The 17,248-nt window shown below is 59.4% G+C and carries 28 protein-coding genes and 1 tRNA gene; 12 read left to right on the plus strand and 17 right to left on the minus strand.

What is annotated here, in order from left to right; translation table 11 throughout:
* Positions 1-46: 46 nt before the first annotated feature.
* From JQ609_RS04180 to JQ609_RS04190, 3 genes are all read left to right on the plus strand, one after another.
* Positions 47-742 carry an urease accessory protein gene (locus tag JQ609_RS04180; RefSeq protein ID WP_212207325.1) on the plus strand — a complete coding sequence of 232 codons (696 nt, stop codon included), beginning with the start codon at positions 47-49 and terminating at the stop codon, positions 740-742.
* A gap of 248 nt (positions 743-990) precedes the next feature.
* Positions 991-1,449 carry a hypothetical protein gene (locus tag JQ609_RS04185; protein ID WP_212272127.1) on the plus strand — a complete coding sequence of 153 codons (459 nt, stop codon included), beginning with the start codon at positions 991-993 and terminating at the stop codon, positions 1,447-1,449.
* Positions 1,450-1,497: 48 nt separating this feature from the next.
* Entirely contained in the window at positions 1,498-1,968 is a 471-nt protein-coding gene (locus JQ609_RS04190; RefSeq protein ID WP_212272128.1) for a hypothetical protein, read from the plus strand.
* Between the two features lie 58 nt (positions 1,969-2,026).
* Here the strand turns inward: JQ609_RS04190 and rlmB are convergent, their stop codons facing one another.
* Positions 2,027-2,854 carry a 23S rRNA (guanosine(2251)-2'-O)-methyltransferase RlmB gene (gene rlmB / locus JQ609_RS04195; RefSeq protein ID WP_212272129.1) on the minus strand — a complete coding sequence of 276 codons (828 nt, stop codon included), beginning with the start codon at positions 2,852-2,854 and terminating at the stop codon, positions 2,027-2,029.
* A gap of 202 nt (positions 2,855-3,056) precedes the next feature.
* Between rlmB and JQ609_RS04200 the strand changes: the two genes are divergently transcribed.
* The 3 genes from JQ609_RS04200 to JQ609_RS04210 all read left to right on the plus strand — a co-directional run bounded on the left by JQ609_RS04200 (position 3,057) and on the right by JQ609_RS04210 (position 4,809).
* Positions 3,057-3,142, plus strand: a tRNA-Tyr gene (locus JQ609_RS04200).
* A gap of 111 nt (positions 3,143-3,253) precedes the next feature.
* The gene (locus JQ609_RS04205) at positions 3,254-4,525 is read left to right on the plus strand and encodes a helix-turn-helix domain-containing protein (protein WP_212272130.1); all 1,272 of its coding nucleotides are present in this window, start codon (positions 3,254-3,256) and stop codon (positions 4,523-4,525) included.
* A 134-nt stretch (positions 4,526-4,659) separates the two neighbouring features.
* Positions 4,660-4,809, plus strand: a complete 150-nt coding sequence (locus JQ609_RS04210) for a DUF5989 family protein (protein WP_249127637.1) — start codon at positions 4,660-4,662, stop codon at positions 4,807-4,809.
* A gap of 451 nt (positions 4,810-5,260) precedes the next feature.
* Here JQ609_RS04210 and JQ609_RS04215 read toward each other — a convergent pair whose 3' ends face one another.
* Positions 5,261-5,530 (minus strand): hypothetical protein, encoded by a 270-nt coding sequence (locus JQ609_RS04215; RefSeq protein ID WP_212272131.1) that lies wholly within the window; start codon positions 5,528-5,530, stop codon positions 5,261-5,263.
* Complete coding sequence (locus tag JQ609_RS04220; protein ID WP_212272132.1) at positions 5,527-6,162, minus strand: hypothetical protein; 636 nt, start codon at positions 6,160-6,162, stop codon at positions 5,527-5,529. Before JQ609_RS04220 ends, JQ609_RS04215 begins: the two co-directional genes overlap by 4 nt.
* 536 nt (positions 6,163-6,698) lie before the next feature.
* On the opposite strand from JQ609_RS04220, the gene JQ609_RS04225 reads away from it, so the two are divergent.
* From JQ609_RS04225 to JQ609_RS04240, 4 genes are all read left to right on the plus strand, one after another.
* Entirely contained in the window at positions 6,699-7,016 is a 318-nt protein-coding gene (locus tag JQ609_RS04225) for a hypothetical protein (protein WP_212272133.1), read from the plus strand.
* Positions 7,017-7,367: 351 nt separating this feature from the next.
* Positions 7,368-7,535, plus strand: coding sequence for a hypothetical protein (locus JQ609_RS04230; protein ID WP_212272134.1), 168 nt, complete (start codon positions 7,368-7,370; stop codon positions 7,533-7,535).
* A 176-nt stretch (positions 7,536-7,711) separates the two neighbouring features.
* A complete protein-coding gene (locus JQ609_RS04235) occupies positions 7,712-8,335 on the plus strand; it encodes an SEL1-like repeat protein (protein WP_212272135.1) in 624 nt (207 codons plus the stop codon).
* 129 nt (positions 8,336-8,464) lie between these two features.
* Positions 8,465-8,785, plus strand: a complete 321-nt coding sequence (locus tag JQ609_RS04240; RefSeq protein WP_212272136.1) for an excalibur calcium-binding domain-containing protein — start codon at positions 8,465-8,467, stop codon at positions 8,783-8,785.
* 355 nt (positions 8,786-9,140) lie between these two features.
* Here the strand turns inward: JQ609_RS04240 and JQ609_RS04245 are convergent, their stop codons facing one another.
* The 10 genes from JQ609_RS04245 to JQ609_RS04290 all read right to left on the minus strand — a co-directional run bounded on the left by JQ609_RS04245 (position 9,141) and on the right by JQ609_RS04290 (position 15,050).
* The gene (locus JQ609_RS04245; RefSeq protein ID WP_212272137.1) at positions 9,141-9,878 is read right to left on the minus strand and encodes a LamG domain-containing protein; all 738 of its coding nucleotides are present in this window, start codon (positions 9,876-9,878) and stop codon (positions 9,141-9,143) included.
* Positions 9,879-9,882: 4 nt separating this feature from the next.
* Complete coding sequence (locus JQ609_RS04250; RefSeq protein ID WP_212272138.1) at positions 9,883-10,695, minus strand: hypothetical protein; 813 nt, start codon at positions 10,693-10,695, stop codon at positions 9,883-9,885.
* Positions 10,696-11,352 (minus strand): ATP-dependent Clp protease proteolytic subunit, encoded by a 657-nt coding sequence (locus tag JQ609_RS04255; RefSeq protein WP_212272139.1) that lies wholly within the window; start codon positions 11,350-11,352, stop codon positions 10,696-10,698.
* Between the two features lie 107 nt (positions 11,353-11,459).
* The gene (locus JQ609_RS04260) at positions 11,460-11,819 is read right to left on the minus strand and encodes a hypothetical protein (protein ID WP_212272140.1); all 360 of its coding nucleotides are present in this window, start codon (positions 11,817-11,819) and stop codon (positions 11,460-11,462) included.
* Positions 11,809-12,063, minus strand: coding sequence for a hypothetical protein (locus JQ609_RS04265; protein WP_212272141.1), 255 nt, complete (start codon positions 12,061-12,063; stop codon positions 11,809-11,811). Before JQ609_RS04265 ends, JQ609_RS04260 begins: the two co-directional genes overlap by 11 nt.
* 22 nt (positions 12,064-12,085) lie before the next feature.
* Complete coding sequence (locus JQ609_RS04270) at positions 12,086-12,505, minus strand: P27 family phage terminase small subunit (protein WP_312014800.1); 420 nt, start codon at positions 12,503-12,505, stop codon at positions 12,086-12,088.
* 55 nt (positions 12,506-12,560) lie between these two features.
* Positions 12,561-13,022 (minus strand): hypothetical protein, encoded by a 462-nt coding sequence (locus JQ609_RS04275; RefSeq protein WP_212272142.1) that lies wholly within the window; start codon positions 13,020-13,022, stop codon positions 12,561-12,563.
* A 220-nt stretch (positions 13,023-13,242) separates the two neighbouring features.
* Positions 13,243-13,959, minus strand: coding sequence for an HK97 family phage prohead protease (locus JQ609_RS04280; RefSeq protein WP_212272143.1), 717 nt, complete (start codon positions 13,957-13,959; stop codon positions 13,243-13,245).
* Entirely contained in the window at positions 13,952-14,572 is a 621-nt protein-coding gene (locus tag JQ609_RS04285) for a hypothetical protein (protein WP_212272144.1), read from the minus strand. Before JQ609_RS04285 ends, JQ609_RS04280 begins: the two co-directional genes overlap by 8 nt.
* Positions 14,573-14,582: 10 nt before the next feature.
* Positions 14,583-15,050: a hypothetical protein gene (locus JQ609_RS04290; protein ID WP_212272145.1), complete on the minus strand. Its 468-nt coding sequence runs from the start codon at positions 15,048-15,050 to the stop codon at positions 14,583-14,585.
* An 84-nt stretch (positions 15,051-15,134) separates the two neighbouring features.
* Between JQ609_RS04290 and JQ609_RS04295 the strand changes: the two genes are divergently transcribed.
* Positions 15,135-15,335 (plus strand): hypothetical protein, encoded by a 201-nt coding sequence (locus JQ609_RS04295; RefSeq protein WP_212272146.1) that lies wholly within the window; start codon positions 15,135-15,137, stop codon positions 15,333-15,335.
* Between the two features lie 28 nt (positions 15,336-15,363).
* Here JQ609_RS04295 and JQ609_RS04300 read toward each other — a convergent pair whose 3' ends face one another.
* Genes JQ609_RS04300 through JQ609_RS04310 form a run of 3 tightly spaced genes read right to left on the minus strand, consistent with a single transcriptional unit; the run spans position 15,364 to position 16,819 of the window.
* On the minus strand, positions 15,364-16,050 hold the full coding sequence (locus JQ609_RS04300) for a hypothetical protein (protein ID WP_212272147.1): 687 nt from the start codon (positions 16,048-16,050) through the stop codon (positions 15,364-15,366).
* A complete protein-coding gene (locus JQ609_RS04305; protein ID WP_212272148.1) occupies positions 16,047-16,607 on the minus strand; it encodes a hypothetical protein in 561 nt (186 codons plus the stop codon). The genes JQ609_RS04300 and JQ609_RS04305 overlap by 4 nt, the downstream gene beginning before the upstream one ends.
* Positions 16,604-16,819, minus strand: a complete 216-nt coding sequence (locus JQ609_RS04310; protein WP_212272149.1) for a hypothetical protein — start codon at positions 16,817-16,819, stop codon at positions 16,604-16,606. The genes JQ609_RS04305 and JQ609_RS04310 overlap by 4 nt, the downstream gene beginning before the upstream one ends.
* On the opposite strand from JQ609_RS04310, the gene JQ609_RS04315 reads away from it, so the two are divergent.
* A complete protein-coding gene (locus JQ609_RS04315; protein ID WP_212272150.1) occupies positions 16,818-17,015 on the plus strand; it encodes a hypothetical protein in 198 nt (65 codons plus the stop codon). The two genes, JQ609_RS04310 and JQ609_RS04315, sit on opposite strands and share 2 nt — an antisense overlap.
* Here the strand turns inward: JQ609_RS04315 and JQ609_RS04320 are convergent.
* A complete protein-coding gene (locus JQ609_RS04320; RefSeq protein WP_212272151.1) occupies positions 17,012-17,221 on the minus strand; it encodes a DNA-binding protein in 210 nt (69 codons plus the stop codon). The two genes, JQ609_RS04315 and JQ609_RS04320, sit on opposite strands and share 4 nt — an antisense overlap.
* Between the last annotated feature and the right edge of the window lie 27 nt (positions 17,222-17,248).

Consider the following 17,248-nt stretch of genomic DNA (forward strand, 5'->3'; position numbering starts at 1 on the left):
ACAGTTGATTGGTGTTTGATAAGCGCTTGTAGCGCGCAGGGGGCATATGTTCGGAATTCTGGGGCTTGGGTTTTTGCTGGGCATGCAGCATGCGCTCGAAGCCGATCATATCGCCGCCGTCTCCAGCATCGCCGTGCGCCGCAGCCGTGTCGGTGACATCGTCAAGCACGGGCTGACCTGGGGGCTCGGCCACACGCTGACGCTGTTCGTGTTCGCCGGCTGCGCCATCCTGCTCGGCAGCGCGATCCCGGAAAGCGTGGCGCGACCGCTCGAGGCCGCCGTCGGCATCATGTTGGTCGGCCTTGGCGCGCACGTGCTGTGGCGGCTGTGGCGGGACCGCGTGCATTTTCACAAGCACGGCCATGGCGACGGCACCGTGCATATTCACGCCCACAGCCATGCTGGCGAAACCACGCCGCATCTGCGCACCGCGCACGCCCACGAACACGGCTTTCGCTGGCGCACATTGCTGGTCGGGTTGATGCACGGCATGGCGGGCTCGGCTGCACTGCTGGTGCTGACGGTCTCGCAGGCGTCGAGTGCGGCGGTCGGGCTCGGTTATGTCGCGCTGTTCGGGATCGGCTCAATGATCGGCATGGGCGCATTGTCCACCGTCATCGCCGTGCCGCTCGCGGTGTCCGCGCGCTGGCTCACTTGGGCCAATCGCGGCCTGCAGGGGGCGGTGGGTATCGTCACGATCGCCATCGGCGCAACGACGATCGTCGAAAATTTGTTCGCCTGAGATATTCCCTCTCGCCTTCTCTTTCTCTCTCGTCATTCCCCGATGCGCAATGCGCATCGGGGAATGACGTCGGAGAGATCCCGATGGGTCGGGCTCGCCCCGTTAACAATTGCTGATCGGGTTCGCTCGCAATTGAGCGACTGGGGATGCTGACGCGTTAGCCTTACCGGCAGTTTGGTCCGGCCCCTTAACCCTTGGGGATGCCCGTTCGACTAAATTGCGGCCAAAGGAAAACGGGGTCCCAAGCGATGCGCATTGGCGTGACACTGGCAATTCTGATGGCGACGACGTCGACGGCCTTGGCCGGTGGCGGGTTTGAAATCGTGATTCCGGGTCGCCCCGGTGTTCCCGTCATCATCAACGGCGTCGATGCATCCTATTCGGTGGTCGAGGGCGACTGGGGCCTCCTCAGGGGCACGCATGTGCAGCCGACCATCTATGGCGGCCGCTATATCGACCCGGTGCCGCGTGTCGGTCATTATTATCCGAGCGCAGGTCATCTGCCCGGTTACGGCCGTCTGGAAATCGAGCCGCCGGCGAACCGACGGTTGCCGCAGCCGGCCGAAAGCTATCACCAATCCTGGTCTGCACAGTCGGCACCGCTGCCGGCGCAATCCAACGTGCCGGTCAATCCGCCCGAGATCATCTACGCACCGCAGGAAGACCGGCGTCGTCGGCATCCCACGGGATTACTTCCACGCCCATAAACCACGCCAACAAGAACACCAACAGGCAAACACGTACAGGAGAGAGTAATGCGTCATCTGATTTCAGGACTGGTCGCGGCCGTTGCCGTGATGGCCTCCGCGCCCGCGATGGCGTGCGGTTACACGAGCTGCGGTTACGCTGCGCCCGTCGTCTACGCGGCACCGGTTGTTGCGACCTACACCTCGGCGGGCTGCAATCCCTGCGGCGGCGTGGGTTGGGGTTATGACCGGCTCGCCGATCCCGTGCAGCAATATTACTACGTCAACCAGGGCCCGACCTATTCCGGTCCCGGCGCCTGGGCTCCGGCGCGCGTCTATCAGGAAGACACCGTCGTCGGCTATCGTCCGTATTACGGCTACGGCTACGGCAGTGGCGTCGTAGCGCCGCGGGCCTACGGCTACCGCTACGGTTTCCGTCCGGGCTTCCGTTATGGCTACGGCGCCCGTTACGGTTATGCCGGACGCTATGGCTACGGCGCTCGTTACGGCTATCGCGGCGCGCGCTTCGGCCGCTACTGATCCAAACTTCGAATCAAGACGAAGGCGCCCGTTCGCATCATGCGAGCGGGCGTTGTTTTTATTTCATCAGGCCAAGCCGGCTCGCGCCGATATAGAGCGCCAGCACCGCGGCGTTCGAGACGTTCAGGCTCTTGATCTCGCCGGGCATGTCGAGGCGCGCCACCACGCTGCAGGTCTCGCGCGTCAACTGCCGCAAGCCCTTGCCCTCGGCGCCCAATACCAACGCCAGCGGCTGCTGTAATGCGACAGCGCCGAGGTCTTCGCTGCCTTCGCTGTCGAGGCCAACGGTCATGAAGCCACGGTCGTTCAACTCATTCAGCGCGCGGGCGAGATTCTGCACGGTCACCAATGGCACCATTTCCAGCGCGCCGGACGCCGACTTCGCCAGCACGCCGGTCGCCTCGGGGCTGTGCCGCGCGGTCGTGACGATCGCCTTGACCGCAAACGCCGCGGCCGAACGCATGATGGCGCCGACATTGTGCGGATCGGTGATCTGGTCGAGCACCAGCACGATGCCCTCCTGATCAAGCGTATCGATATCGGGCGAGGGCAGGGGATCGGCCTCCGCGAGCAGGCCCTGATGCACGGCATCGGGGCCCAGCCGCCGATCGATCGCGCTCGGCCGGACGAGTTCCGGGGGCACGCGCGTGTCGATATTCTCGTCGGCCAGGCGCCGGGCGGCGTTCTCGGTCAGAAATAGTTTGCGGATCTGGCGTTCCGGATTGGCCAAAGCCGCCGCCACCGTATGCCACCCATAAAGAATCACCGGCCCGTCCGGGCCCGTGTCCCGGTCGCGCCAGGCCGGGCGACCGCCCGGTTTCCGGCCTTTTTCGAAGGGTTTGCCGCCGCCACGGCGGAACGGCGGTTTTCGGTCGCGATCGCTCATGGGCCAGCTTGTGTCACGGGTTCCGGATTATGGCAATTTGGCCCCTCGAGGCTCGTTTTTCGAGGCTTCCCTTGGTTGACTTTGCCATGGCCCTTCGCCCATAAACGCGCCCGACCGGGAGCGCGCCATCGGCTCCAGGTATTAACGTCATCCATGGCCTGTCTGCCGCCATCAAGCGGTTGGGTTTGCGATGCAGTTAAACGGGGGAGTGTCCCGAGTGGCAAAGGGAGCTGACTGTAAATCAGCCGTCTTATGACTTCGAAGGTTCGAGTCCTTCTTCCCCCACCAATCTTTTCAATGATTTATAGAGTGAGGCCTACATAGAAGCGCGCGAGGCCCTTGGCGGGGTAACGTAGCGGGTAACGGGTCTCGGATGATTCCACGACGGTCGGGGGTACGATGGCCTTGGATATTTTCTCTTCTCCGCTCGAATCCCTCTCGTTCTTGGATTTCGGTGCAGTGGTGAAAAACCAACTGGAGGAGGGGCCGCGCCTCGAATTCAAAAGATCGTTGCCCGCTCCTGAGGGCAGAGACGACCGTTGGATGCTCGATCAGAAGGGCATCGGCAACACGGCGCGAGACGACATAGCCAAAGAGGTCGTCGCTTTTGCAAATGCTTATGGCGGCGTTGTGATCGTTGGTATCGAAGAAACTGATGACAATCCCAAGCGCGCCGCCTCGATTTGGGAGCCTCAAATTCCGAAAGTTGTGGATTGCGCTAGCCGCCTTGAGCAAAGCCTCAGGAGCGTGATCGATCCGCCCCTCCCCATGCTTGAGGTTCGAGGGGTTGAGTCCTCCGACGGCTACGGGATCATCATTTTGCGCGTTGGTGCTTCGCCATCGGCGCCGCATGGTCACGGCCGCCCGGTAAATGCGTACGTTCGCCGTGGTACTTCATCAGAGCCGCTGACGATGCGCGATATGCAATCCATTTTTTACGAGCGCCGAACTCGGCTCGAACGCATCTCTCGAATCGTGGACGATCAAATAACCCAAGCCAACACAATCGCTGACGATTGGCGCTCTGGTCATCTGACGGCACCGCAGACAAATGAATTCCTGGATAACTCAAGCGGACTTTTATTTCAGTTGTTTCTAATTGGTTCCGAAGACTTCGCTATCGATAATCTTCCGGATCTAATTCGACATGAGCGGCAAAAGATCCCCGTTCCAAGTTTCAACGGCTTCGTCGACTTCCCCACTTGGTCAAACGAATGGTCCCGCGGCTATCGATCGATATCTTATGCTCGTGGATACGGGAGGAGGTTATCCAAGGTCGAGATAGGGGCGGATGGCGTCATAAAGATTTTGCTGATCAAGGCCGATAATAGATTCCATCCCGACTGGTTCTCAAAGGTTATAGTTCAAGGGCTAGTGTTAGCCGAGTGGCTTCGACGCTGGCGCGGCCGGACTGACATCGAGTTTATCCTCCATGGGAGTTTTCAGAAAGCCGGGAATCCCGCGATACCATCTAAATTTGATGGATTTGATAGTTTGATTAGCATCCCATGGGATTCAGCTTCCATTGGCCCTTATTCCGTCACGTCTCGATCAGAATTTCCTTCAATTCACGACATCATCGAACGAGAGTTGTGGAATCTCTTCTGCGCCGACCGCGAGAATGATTACGCGTTGAATTGGGATGATATATCCCGAAGCGCTGGGTTTTAGTGACCCGATTGTTCTTTATGACTTGCAACCCACTGAGAAAGATAGCCCGCCGGGCGTGAACCGGTGGGCCCTCGCGACGCCGCCGTCGGCGATATACGGTGGCCGCGCCGCCACCAAGGCTCGTAAGGATTGACATGCGGTTCGTGGCTGAGCTTTGGCAGTTCCTGCGATTCCGGAAGAAGTTCTGGTTGCTGCCGATCCTGATCATGATGACCGTGCTCGGCGGACTTGTGGTGCTCACTAAGGGCACAGCGGTCGCGCCGTTCATCTACACCCTATTCTAGCTGGGCGCCTGCGAGCCCCGGCCTGTTCCCTAGGGAACAGCGCTCAGTCCTCGGATGGGTCATTGTCTCATCACCGAGGCAATCATGCCGTCGGGGACAGGAACAGGAGACGTAACATGGAACGCGCGAATGAAAAGGTGATCGATCGGACTGAGCTGACGGACGAGGATTTGGAGCAGGCGGCCGGTGGATGGCGTATCTCAAGGTGGTTTTATAAACCCGAGAGCGGAGGTGGCGGCAGCACCGGGACCAACTCAACCTGGTTCGTAACCACTGTGACTTAAACAGCATTCTAACAAGGCCGCCTTAGTTGGCGGCCTCTTTCATTTGAGAGAATGCTGAGCAGGTAGGCAAGCTCCCGCTGATAGACGAATTCACCTGCAGCCGCTTCCCAAATGGAAAAGCCCGCCGGCGTAAACCGGCGGGCTTATGGATCATCGCCGCTCCGCCTCTAATTTGCCCATGCTGTGGATACGGATTCCAGCGCAGCCAACGGCTGGCCTCCATCGTTAAGGATCGCCTGCGCGACCTGAAACGCTGCATCTGCTGACAGGGCAAGCTTGATCACAGCGACTTGCTCCCGGCTGCAAGCCCCGTCTGTGTAGTCGACGGCCGGCTGACTGATAACAAATACGAGCCGGCGGTTCGGCCCGATGCGCTCCACGCGCGCCAGGGCCTCGATGAACACCTCCTGCACGCCGTAGGTATCGAGCTTGCTCATGCTGAAACGCCTGTGCTCATGCGTGCCAGGTCGAGAGCCACCCCCATGGCCATGATGGGCTTCATATAGCCGCGCGGTTTATCGTCGAAATTGCCCTCGAAGACGCAGACAAGACAGGCCTTATGGGCCAACTCGTTCATGTCTCGCGCCCGATATTCGGCGATGGCCTTGCGCGCGTCTCGGTGGACCTTGCAGGCAACCTCATGTGCATCTTGCGTTGCAAAGAAGTTGCTGCCGCGCATGTACTTCTTCTGGCGGCCCTCCCATCTGCGATATTCCCGCCGACTGTGGCTGGTCGGCTCGGGGGCCAGCTTCAGCCACTCTCGGTACAGTACATATTCCGCATCGTAAGCGGTGTGCGCCGCTATCAAGACCTCGTCGGCCCGTTGCAAAGCATGGACAAGGTCCCGGAGTTCTTGACTGATCTTTATGCCGTCCAGAGCTAACGTAGACAGCCCCGGGGCGGCCGCGACCGCGGCGGTCGGAATTGTCGCTAGAGCGAGAGCGGCGCCACCAGCGGCGACGCCAGCGGCTCGGGATAGGAAGCGGCGGCGCGTCGGGACTTCCACTTGGGTTTGGGGTATGGGCGTGTTTGTGGGTGGCGTGCTATGCACGCGGTCAGCCTGGGTCATGGGATTCTCAGTCCTTCGTGGCTCGGGTTAGAGCCGGGGCGGAAGCCTGCTAACTTCCCCTCGGCTTGATTTTATGCTAGCATTTTATCATGACAGTTCAAGATAAAAAGATAGCAAAAAAGCGTGGGCGCCCGGCAACGGGCACGGGCCGTACCGTTGGGGTGCGAATCCGTCCGGACCTTTCGACACAAATTGATGGCTGGAGGGCGCAGCAGCGGCCGATACCATCGGAGCCCGAAGCTATCCGCAGGCTCGTCGAACTGGGCCTGAAGGCGAAGGGCAAATGAACGAGCTAGAGCCAGATACCTGGCGGTCGCAATGGCTTTGGTTCGGCGCCGCGCTATTGGCAATGTCAGTGATCGCGGCAATCGTGACCAAGTTTCCGATTTGACCATTCGCAACGCGCACAATCATCATAACCTGTTTGGGTGAGGCGTATTTCCGCGAGCGAGGCGGGCCGCAGGCGTGTCTCGGTACAAATACCAAGTTTTCCCGAATCTCCTTTCCGGCAAAGAAATCCGCTGTTAGGTTTTCGGTTGGCGCTCACCAAAACGCCGCCGGGAGCGCTTTGGAATGCCCCCGTCCGCGTCAGCCCCCGGACGGGGGATTTCGCGTTATCTGAAGGTGCTGGAGTTTCGATTCGGAAGCACTGCCCTATGCCATTTACAGTGTTTGCCGACGTTGACGATCATCTCGTTTCCGCGACTGCCGAAAGCGCGAAAGAAGCATTTGCCAAAGCGGTCGAATGGCAGGTCGTCCGCAAGCTCGCCGACGTTACTATTAGCGACGGCATCAAGCACTATTCGATTGACGAGTTTTCATCGATTATCGCGAACGATAGCGACGGCCTATAGAGCGAGTGTACGTACTCTAACTGCGGCGCATTCACGCGCTCTTCGGAGTACCCCATCTGGGGTGCTGTCCACCCTCAGAATCCGCGTTTAGGAATTTCCCGTAGTTCTCGGTATGGGTAAATCGTGGCGCCGGAAGGGGCCTGGAAATGGACAGTCTAAAGCCCGAGTTTCAACCAAAGCGGCGAAAGACCGGCACTTGGACTGTTGTCGTGGTGACCGGAAACGGACCCGATTCCCACATTGGAGACTTCGCGACAAAGAAGGAGGCCGCCGACTGGATCGCGGCCAATTCGGAAGACTGGCCAGCTAGATCCAAGTGACCCCGCTTACCAGTCCAGCACGAGTAAGCCCGTGAAACGATACCTAGCCTTCGTACTGACATTCGAGGGTAGTGTCGTCAGTTCGGTGGAGCTTTACTGCGCCGATGAAGGCGAGGCGATCGAGCGCGCGAAGGCTATTGTTGCAGACGGGCCGGTCGAACTATGGGATGGGCCGCGCCGGATAGGCCGCTTTACCTGACGCACTAGCTCCGAACGGTCACGCGGTGCAGATCCGCGGCCCAGGTGGCGATTGCCACGCCCCTCGGGAAAAGGCGCTATCCTTCTCCCCGGAGGTTGCGCTACTATGCCTGCTTTCAGGCTTCCGGGTGGGGCTCAGCCATGTCATTACTTTATCGACTGCGAAGGAAATCGGCGTTGGGTATCACGGCCGCCCTACTAGCGCTCGTTGGAAGCGCCAATGCCGATCAGCTCCAAGACGGGTTGATCGCCTATCATCGTGGGGACTACCAGATCGCCAAGCGCGCTTTCGAGCCCATCGCCGAGCAAGGTGATGCCAACGCGCAAGTTATGCTCGGCCTTATGTTCACTAAGGGCCAAGGCGTAGAGCGGGACATTGATGCGGCTCTGAACTGGTTTAAGCAAGCTGCAGACAATCCGAAGGCGTCGGGTCGCGTGCTCGAGGATGCGGCTTACAACCGCGATTTCATCCTGCGGAAGATGAAGGAACGGGACGAGGCAGAAGCAAGGGCGCAAGCGGCAACTGATGCCGCTGCCGCCCAGCAACTTCACATCGCTCGTGCAGCCGCAGCCGCAACCGCAGCCGCGCAGCAAGCTAGTCAAGAGCTTGAGGAAAAGCGCCTGGATATCGAGCGAGACAGACTTAAACTGCTGAAGCAGGAACAGGCAGATCGAAGAAGGCGCCACGAAGACGCCATTGCCCAGCAGGAACGAATGAACGCTGACCAAGCTCAGCGGGATGCAAACAATTACGAAGTGCGGCAGCGCGCGCAATCAAAAGGATCGTTCAGCTTCAGGTAATGAGGCAAAGTTCGTCCGTCGGCAACGGGGCAAAGGGGAAATGAGCGATCGGACGATTTTGATTGTTGGGCTGGTCATCCTTTGCGGCGGGATAGCATATCTGACCGCGTCGATCATTTGGCCAGTCTGATGCCGTGGAAGCCGAAATATCCCGATCCACCAAGCGGCTTGTGGTTTCGCATTAGAAAATCGCGGTTAGCACAGGCCGTTACTCAAAACGCCAGAATTGCGATACTCTCGGCGTTAGTCGGCGCGGCGTTGTGTTGGGCACTCCTCAGCTTTTTTACCTGGCATCCGCTGCTGATCCTTAAGCATATCGCAGCCTTTCCGAATTGCTCCGCCGCCCGCGCCGTAGGCGTTGCGCCGTCTTATAGAGGTCGACCGGGCTATTGGTCTAAGCTCGATGCGGATAATGACGGCATCTCTTGCGAGGTTTGGCCACGACGCTGACGCTTGGCGAATGCGGATCTGGGGTTAGGTTTCGGTCGCCTCGCAGCCGGCCGCGCTGCGTCTAAAGTGCGGCCACAAGTGTAAGCCAAACGCTCATCAAAATGCAGGTCGCTATAGCGGTATAAGGCAGGACGATTCGCATTCGCAATCCTCCCCTTTGACAATACGAATCAGTACCACGGTTCGGAGAAAAAGTCTTTTTCATCGACGCCATCAGCCCACACCCAATCAGCAACCTGTTTGACGATCGCTTGCTTGCAGCGGGCGACTTCGAATAAGAAACGCCCACCAGGGCGAACCGGCGTCGGGACCGTTGAGTGCGGATCAGGGTCGGGTTTGTCGGTTGCACATGCCTTTAGGACCTCGGGAACGCTGCGGCCGGCGGAGCAAAGCCGCCATCGCTGGCGTACCGCGCAACACCCTTCGTGATACGAACCTCATCGACCCAACCGTTCATCGGGGATGATGATCCAACCATACCGATGTCCAGCGTTCCGGCGGTGTTCGCTGACGTGCCCGTGGCGGCTGTCTTGGACGCGCGCATTACCCCGTCAACATAGAGTCGCAGTTTGTTTGACGCGTCTCTATCGACCGCGACGTGATACCATGTGGCCGTCGTCATCGGCGCAGACCCCTGTGTAATGTCGTGCAGCGCGGTGCCGTCCGCGCCGTCATCGAACCGGAACCGTAATGTCCCTGCATTGGAATAGGTGAGCCACCAGCCATAAGCCGTTGATGCGGTACCATGAGACATGACAGTGCTGGTGATCGGCGAAAGCGAGTTAATGCGCAGAAACGCCTCGATGGTGAATTCTCCATCGAACTCCCAGTCAGTGCTGTCGGCGAATGCGATCTTGTCGCCAGTCCCGTCCAACAACAGCGACGCAGCACCGTACTTGAACTGGGCTGTATCGATCTGAGCATTGCCGCTGACCGTCGCGTTGCCGCGCGCTGATGCGCTTTCGTCCGTCATGCCAGGGGCGCCGGTTGCGCCGTCCGCACCCTCGAAGCCCAAGAGAAGCTTCACGCTGGCGAAGTTTGCGTCCGCAACTCGCGATCCGCTGCCGCCAACACCCATCAACAACATAGTCATTGGATCAAGCTCCTACCCATAGCATCATGTCATGCACAATTGCATCGCGCTCCGCCTGTGTCGGAACGGCCGCATAGATCATCGCCTCGAAAATCTTGCCGTTGAAAAAAGTGCCGGTTTGGTTTCCGTAGCCCATCTTGAGAACGTTACTCAGATCCGCGGTGTTTCCACTTGCGACAGAGGTTTCACCGCCGCCGTTGACGCGCTGATAGATGTTGCCGCCCTCGTGCCGCCATTCGATCACACACGGATTGCCGCCGATCGGGACCGCGCCGGATGCTGACGCCGCGCAGTCTCGGGCGCCGTCGTGGTTGAACGCGTAAAATATCCCGCCGGCTCGGATTGCCAGAACACCGCCAGCGCCAGCGAAGCCGCCAAAATTCAGAACGTTTGCATTGAGGTATCCAAACGCCACGCCAACATCTTGTGAGACGGCGTCGGGGCGAATGCTTACGACCACGTAACCAGAACTCGCCGTAATCAGGTCAGAGATCGGATCGCCTGCGTCGGTGTCCAGCACATGGCCGATAGACGGCGATGCCGGGGAGAAGTCGCAGCACTCACGGCTGTTCGGGCCGCTTGTCGTGGCGACGGGTCGCGCGGGCGCCGAGGTCGCGGTTAAATTCCGGCCCTGGCCAGACTGGTCATAAAGGATGTCAACGGCACCGCTGACGACGCTATCGAGAGGTCCAGTGTAACCGGGGATCAAGACGCGCGAGCGAGACACCGCCCAACCCGCTCCTACGCCTGGCGTGCTGCCGCCGCTGCTGACAGGAACGGTGCATTTCAGGATGGACTCGGCGATTATCTCCACCACCTATGGGGACTCCACACGATTGACGAACCCGCGTTCAAGGGCTTCCTGCGCCGGCCATTTGCGATCCTCTTCCAGCCAAGCACGCGCCTGGACCTCGGAGACACCAACAAGCCGGGACCGCAACAACACAGCGGTGGCGTCATCGATATCGGCCAAACCCTCATTGATCGGCTGTTTCAAAAGAGGCGCAAGGCGCTGGATGTTTTCCCATTGCTCTGGAGTGCAAATCCGCCGCGCGGTGTGCAGCAGGACATATCCATCAGGGACGATCGTTCGCGTATCCGCGGCTAAGGCTATGAATGCCGCTGCGCTTGAACAGCGCCCGATAATCTTACAGTGGACGGCGAACGGGTGGCGCAGCAGCGCTTGGGCGATGGCCAAGGCGCTTTCAGCCTCGCCACCAGCGCAGTTGATTTTGCAGACGACGCTTCGGTTTCCCGCCGTTCGAATTGCATTCAGGAAGGCCGCTGTATCGCGCGTCGGGACCTTGCCGAGAGCAATGTCGATGCCGCGAGGAACCTCCGAAAAGAATTCCAGAACAAGCGGCTGACCCGCGCCTTCCGGCCGTTGTGCCGGGCTCGGGAAATCGGGCAGCGGCTTCGGCCGGATTCGCGGGCCGGCCTGGATCATGCAGATCATCTCGGGCGCATCATTCATGACTGATCTTTCATTAACTCTTTGCTGTGCGAGGCTGCGATGGAGACGCCGGTGCCGCTCGGCGTCCCACACCGCCTCCGCGCCTTTACATCCGAGGCGCAAAGCACTCACTTGGATTTAGTCCGCTTCGTCGCGAGGATTTCACGCCGGATCGCCCACGCCTTTCGCCAGTATTCTGATTGCAACGCATTGTGCCGCAGATAGTCGGGTGGCTCTGCATGGTCGGCGTTGAGAGGCGATGTTTCCCAGGGTTTTGTGCCCACCAGGCGCCCAAGCTCGCGGCTGAGGCTGAGATAGTTCTCGCACTCGGCGCAGTGGCGGTTGACCGCCGTCGAACGGCAGGTGCCGTCCATCCGGTTGCAGCCATGATAGATGGGTTGCAGTGTGACGGCTTCAGCGAAGATCGTTCGCGCCTCGTCTGTGATCTGCGCTGCGCGACCCTTTGGCTTTCTCAACTTAACGGGCATTGATGTATCCCTCCGGGTATCCGAATTGCTCAAGAGCCCAGGGAGTTTCCGGCTGGCCATGTGCCTTATGAGCACCGCTTTCCAACCAGCTCTTACCTAATCGCCGCCACACATCCGGCGCCGCTGCCCGCGCCGCTCTGCAAGAGTCACCACCGGGAAAGCCGAACGGTTCAAGATCGCCGAAAAAATCATATCCGCAGCTGAACACTCCGCCCCACGCCGCAACTTCGGCCGCGTCGCCCAAGCGGCGCTTTCCTTGCCTGCGCTTAACCGGCATACCCGCCCCGTCGGTTCGAACGCAAAGAGGCCGGACCGGTGCGCGTGCTGGTCGGCGGCTCGACATCAAGATCCAGCTCACGGATCAAACGAGCGAATGCGATCCGGCTGTCCCTCTCAATGGCTGCGGCGGGGTGTGGACGCATTCCACCCTCCCGCCCCTCGATCACTAGGCCATCCCGAGCAAGCAATTCCCTGGCCTGCTGAAGCCGATCCCAGCACTCTCCAGCGGCCTGCAGAAGCCGCAGATGATGGGCCTCAAGTTCGTAGTCGCGCACGACCAAGCGCCACCAAACGCGCGTGGAATCACTGAGATGGGCCGGCGCTTTTGGGGATTTTGCTTTCAAAATCAGTCCTTCAATGGCGAGTTTTTCAACGGGGGCAACACGTTTGCCAACGAATGTACCCACGCGGTTTTTTTCCCTTACCTAGGCAACAAATCACCCGCCCCTGGGGGCCATGCCCTTACCCCTCAGCCAGCACCATCGCGTTGGCCTTGGCTGCTGTCGTGGGCGAGCCTCCCGACATAGACAGGTTGGCGATGGCACTAACGACCTGCGTCGTCGCTGGACTGTATGACACCTGGATGTATCGCTTGCGCGCCCGCAGATCGACGTTGAACTTGTACGAGTTCTGGATCAGAGCCGTGGCCGCGGTGTTCGCGTTCGGAATGGTGAAGTCCGTACCACCAACGAAGCCCGCGATGTTGACCATGCTGGTTGCGTCGGTCGTCTCACCCTCTTGAAGCTTTAATACGGTCGGTTTGTTGCTGACGACATCGGCCGTCGTGGCGATCACGTCGATCGTGCACCACCGTGCCGGGCCACAGTTTGGCAGGAACGTATCGATGATACCGCTGGCGGTCGCGCCTGCGGTCTTTGAGACGGCGTTGATCGGAATGCGCGTTGCGAAATTCTCGTAGCTCATGCAAAAACCTTTGCTCTGTGATGATCCCCGTAAGGGCCGCTGTAGACTGCGTACAAGATCTGCTCGCATTCCTCTGCTGAGACTGGAAGACCAGCGCTAAGCCGCCGCTCAACATCCACGACACGCGCCATCGTTTCCGCTGACACCACTGCGAAGCCTGAGCGGGCAAGGTTGTCCTCATCAGCTTCCCGTTGTGACCGGAAGGGTTGTTCTGGGATGATCATTGCCGCGCTCCGCGCAGTCTGGCTATCTCGCGCCGCATGCGCTCGACGCGTTCGCTGCTTACAAAGTTGGTTGCGGCCTTACCGGCGCCTATTGCAACCGGCGTGGCATCGATCGAGCAATCCGGATTGCAGGGGATCCCGCAGATGCTGAACTCGATTAACTCGGCCTCTTTGAAATCGATGCCATACGGCCTCGACGGATCATTGCTGAATTCCCATTTGCGCGGAATAAAACCGATGGAGATGCCGCTAATGAAGCCGCCGTCGATCATTTGGCGGACCTGCTCGGCCAACGGATTTGCAGACGCTGGCGCCAGCTTTATTGCAGCCTTCCATCCATTGTTTACGCGCCAGACGGCGGGGCACCGACCTACAGGGAGTTCTCCGCTAGCGTGATTGAAGAACACAACGGGTTTCTTCCGGAACTCAGACGTATCTAATCCGGCCGGCGCAATCGTGTCGTCAGATCGATCCTTGCGCTGCGTGGTGATCATGCCGGTGTAGTCGTAAGAGCTATCCGCCGATACAGTGGCGCTTCCCAACGTGGCATCCTTGCGCGAAGGCAAAACGGGCGAGGAGCTTATGTCTCGCTGAATGATGCCGTAGCGTTTAGCAATGCGGTCGATATCTTCCGAACTCCAAAGCGGACGATTACCGTTCTTCCTGCCATGAAGCCGTAGGCGGAATTTCTCCATCAACGTTACGTTAGACATTGTCCGAGATATCCTTCTCGGTGATCAGTCCGGCCTTCAGGGCCTGCTTCAGAAACTCGCGAGGCCAATGGCCCGTGACATTTTTCTCAGCAAATGCGCCGAACAGTTTCAGGTCGAAGCCATCGAGCGGCAGGTTAACTCCTGAACATCCACCCAAGATTTCGGCGCGCATCGCGCCGATTTGGCGGTTCGCTTTGAACAGTGCCATCACCGCCATTGCCCGTTGCCTCTGCAACGCTTTCCAAGCCGATGCATTTTGTGAGGCTAGGAATTGAGCGCGCTCTCCTTTTTCGGCCGTAACCCGCTGGATACCGAGTTCGATGGCACCATTGATTACTTCGACCTCGGCTCGAAGTTGGTGCAGCTTGAATGCGCTATCGCTCCCATCGCTTGCAGCGGGTTCGGCAACACCGTCCAGCATTCGAGCGGCCCTGGCCGCGGGGCTATCAGTCAGTGGACGCGGCCGAGCCTGCACCCCCGCCTTTTCAAGCGAGATGATCTCTTCGGTTTTTTCGAGCTTCACCCTGCTCAGTTCGGCGACCCTCGCCGAACTCGGCGGAATCCACCGTTCGACGGGATTGTTGACCTGAGCGACTACAGACATTTTTGCCATCGATTCACCTCTATGATTGATCATCGGGGATGCCGTGGCCGGAAACCATGGTAGTTGGTGGGCCACCCAGGAGGCCCCGCAAGACTGTCAACGACGGCACCTTGCCGTCACGGGACTCCAAGAGTCGAAACAACTCCGGATCGCTTCTAGCTTCGGGTTGGCGACTTTTATCGAGATCGAAGCTCCGGGAGCGGTATCGAATTAGTTTCTCCCGAAGGCTTCGGGCTGCTGCCCTTGTGGACTCATTTGCAATCCGGGGGATTGCCGATAAAGAGGCGCGCTGTTCGGCGACCAGCATCTGCCCGCGCCATTTTCCGTAAAGTTCAAGACCGCGTTCAATCGGGCACTTTTCAAAGATGGCCCGCCGAAATCCATCAATGAGAAACTCAGCCACATCCTGGTCAGGCAACTCTCCGCGCTCCATCGAAGTAAGCGCACGCGCCAGCTTTAGAACTGAGCTTTGGACGGGCTTAGTCATGCCCGCCCCTCAGTGACCCTCGTCACAGTCAACCCCGCCTCTGATGCCCTATGCCTTTGCGCAAGGGAAACAGGGAGACGGAAAATGACCAGCTTGAACAACGAACTCAATTGCGCGCAGCTCGACACCGTCAGCGGCGGCTGGTTCGGCATCGGGTTTGTGCGCCAGCCGGCAGGGGCGACGAAGACTTCCTCGTCCACACCCGAGGGCCCGGCATCTAAAGATGGTTCGACGGTCAAGTCGTACCCGAGCGCGTCGTTCGACCCGGTTACGATCAGGTTCTGAGCCAAGCGGTGAGTTGGAGTCTGCCAAGTCACGCCGCGCCTCCCAACGGGCGAGCATTTCGTCCGCTCGCTTTTGAGGGGCGCGTGACAATGGCCTTACGCGTAACCGGTGCAGCCTTAGATCCACACCCACCTGGTAGATGAATAGTGTCCTTGTAGTGGGACTGTGGGGTGTCGATTTCGGCGCTGACAGTCCCGCCACGGGGCCATAAACGTTGCTCTTCAGCAACACGGTCCCGCCTCAGAACCTCCCCTGGCTCTGTGGTGGGACTGTGCGTGTCTGAGATGGGACTGTGAAATGAATTTTGTGGCGTCCATTTCATGAAGTCCCTCGACGCGATTCCGGTCGACGCCGCGGTGTCGTCGGGGAATTCCGTCAGCAACCATTCGGTGGCAACACGGCCCTTCATGGAGAAGCCGGAACGCTTGCTGATCTTCACGAAGCCCAGAGCAATCAATTGCTCGAAGCAACGTTGTGCCGTGCTGCGGCCGATGGCGAGCGCGGCGGCGGCTTCCCGGACACTGTACGGGATCTTACCGTTGTTGGAGTTCGGGCCTCTGTAGCGCCTCGCCAACTCGATGTAGAGCGCTCGGCTGCTACACGCGAGCGCCTGCCATGCCTGTGAACCGAGCATGAACTCGGTTAAGCGGACATAACGGCCGGCTTCCCGCACGTCCTTAGCGGTCCGCTTATGGTAGTGGCGGCGGTTCGTCATCCGGACCTCCCAATGGAGGGAATGCCCAGCGCGTCAGTCAGGCGATCGATGAAGTCCGGGACGTTGTCGCGGCGAATGATTATCGTGTCATCATCATCCGGCCAATTTGCCTGGCGCAGCACTGCATCAGCGTCCTCGTTGAAGTGGACGGTGATTTCCAACTGCCTCGGGCACAGCACCGTAACGCCCTCGTCCTCGGGTGCAGCGTCTTTTTCCCCAGATCCGCCGCTGCCGGCGCTCGCATAGTTGATCACCCCATCTGAGATCATGCGGTCAACGCGCTCTTCGGCACTTGCCGGGGGGAATTTTGCGTCAAAATCCTTGGCGCCCCTCACCAGCATGTCGCGAAACTCGCGTTCACTGGGGATTGCTGGGGAATTCCCCAGCGTTGGGCTAATCCCCATTTCCCGGCGGCGAGCTGCGACCGTCTTGTGATCGCACCCGACAATGCGGGCGATCTCGCGATCGGACCGGTCGGCATCATGACGTAGTTCGGTTTCGATCGCCTCGCGCTTAGTCAGCGGGATTGCGATCTTAAGTTCGGGCTGCGCTGTCATCGCGGGCCTACAGCGAATGCCAACTCTGCCACGACGCAGGCCGTTGCATGCAGCAAACCAAAACGACGGCGCAGTTTTTTTACGTTGATTTTGTCGGGGATTTCGCTAACTTCGAAGTCGCGGACAGTTGCTTCGATGATGCCTACAGCCCCTGCAGGAAGATGACCCTCATCATCTTCGATGCGGGGGCTTTGCTTTTCAGAAGGATTCATGCGGCGCCTCCCGAACGATCCGGAAGCGCCGAAACTTTCCTCCGACATTGTCAATCGGCGCCGGCCCCTCACCGCTGGCTACCCGCTGCGCGAACGCCCAACTCGGAAACGGCCCAGCGACGATGTCGCCGCAGACGACATCGAAAAGGCCATCATTATCGCGCTGGTGGATCTCGTGATGGAGGTGCCGCATTAGGCCACCTCGCTGCGGGATGCGTTAGCGCGGTCCCAGGCGGTGAGCTGGTCCTCGTCGTCGTACTTGCGACCGTTGATGATCGTGGCCGTAGGGAATTTCAGGTCCGGATCGCGCTCCCAGCGGGAGATAGTGCGATCACAAACGCCGTAACGCTCGCAGGTTTTGCGCCTCGGCAGCTTACGGCCGGTGGTTTGGTGGGTAGACATTCCGCTTCTCCTGTCTAACGACAGTGC

Origin of the sequence: Bradyrhizobium sp. AUGA SZCCT0169 (assembly GCF_018130085.1) — a bacterium.
Lineage (GTDB): Bacteria > Pseudomonadota > Alphaproteobacteria > Rhizobiales > Xanthobacteraceae > Bradyrhizobium.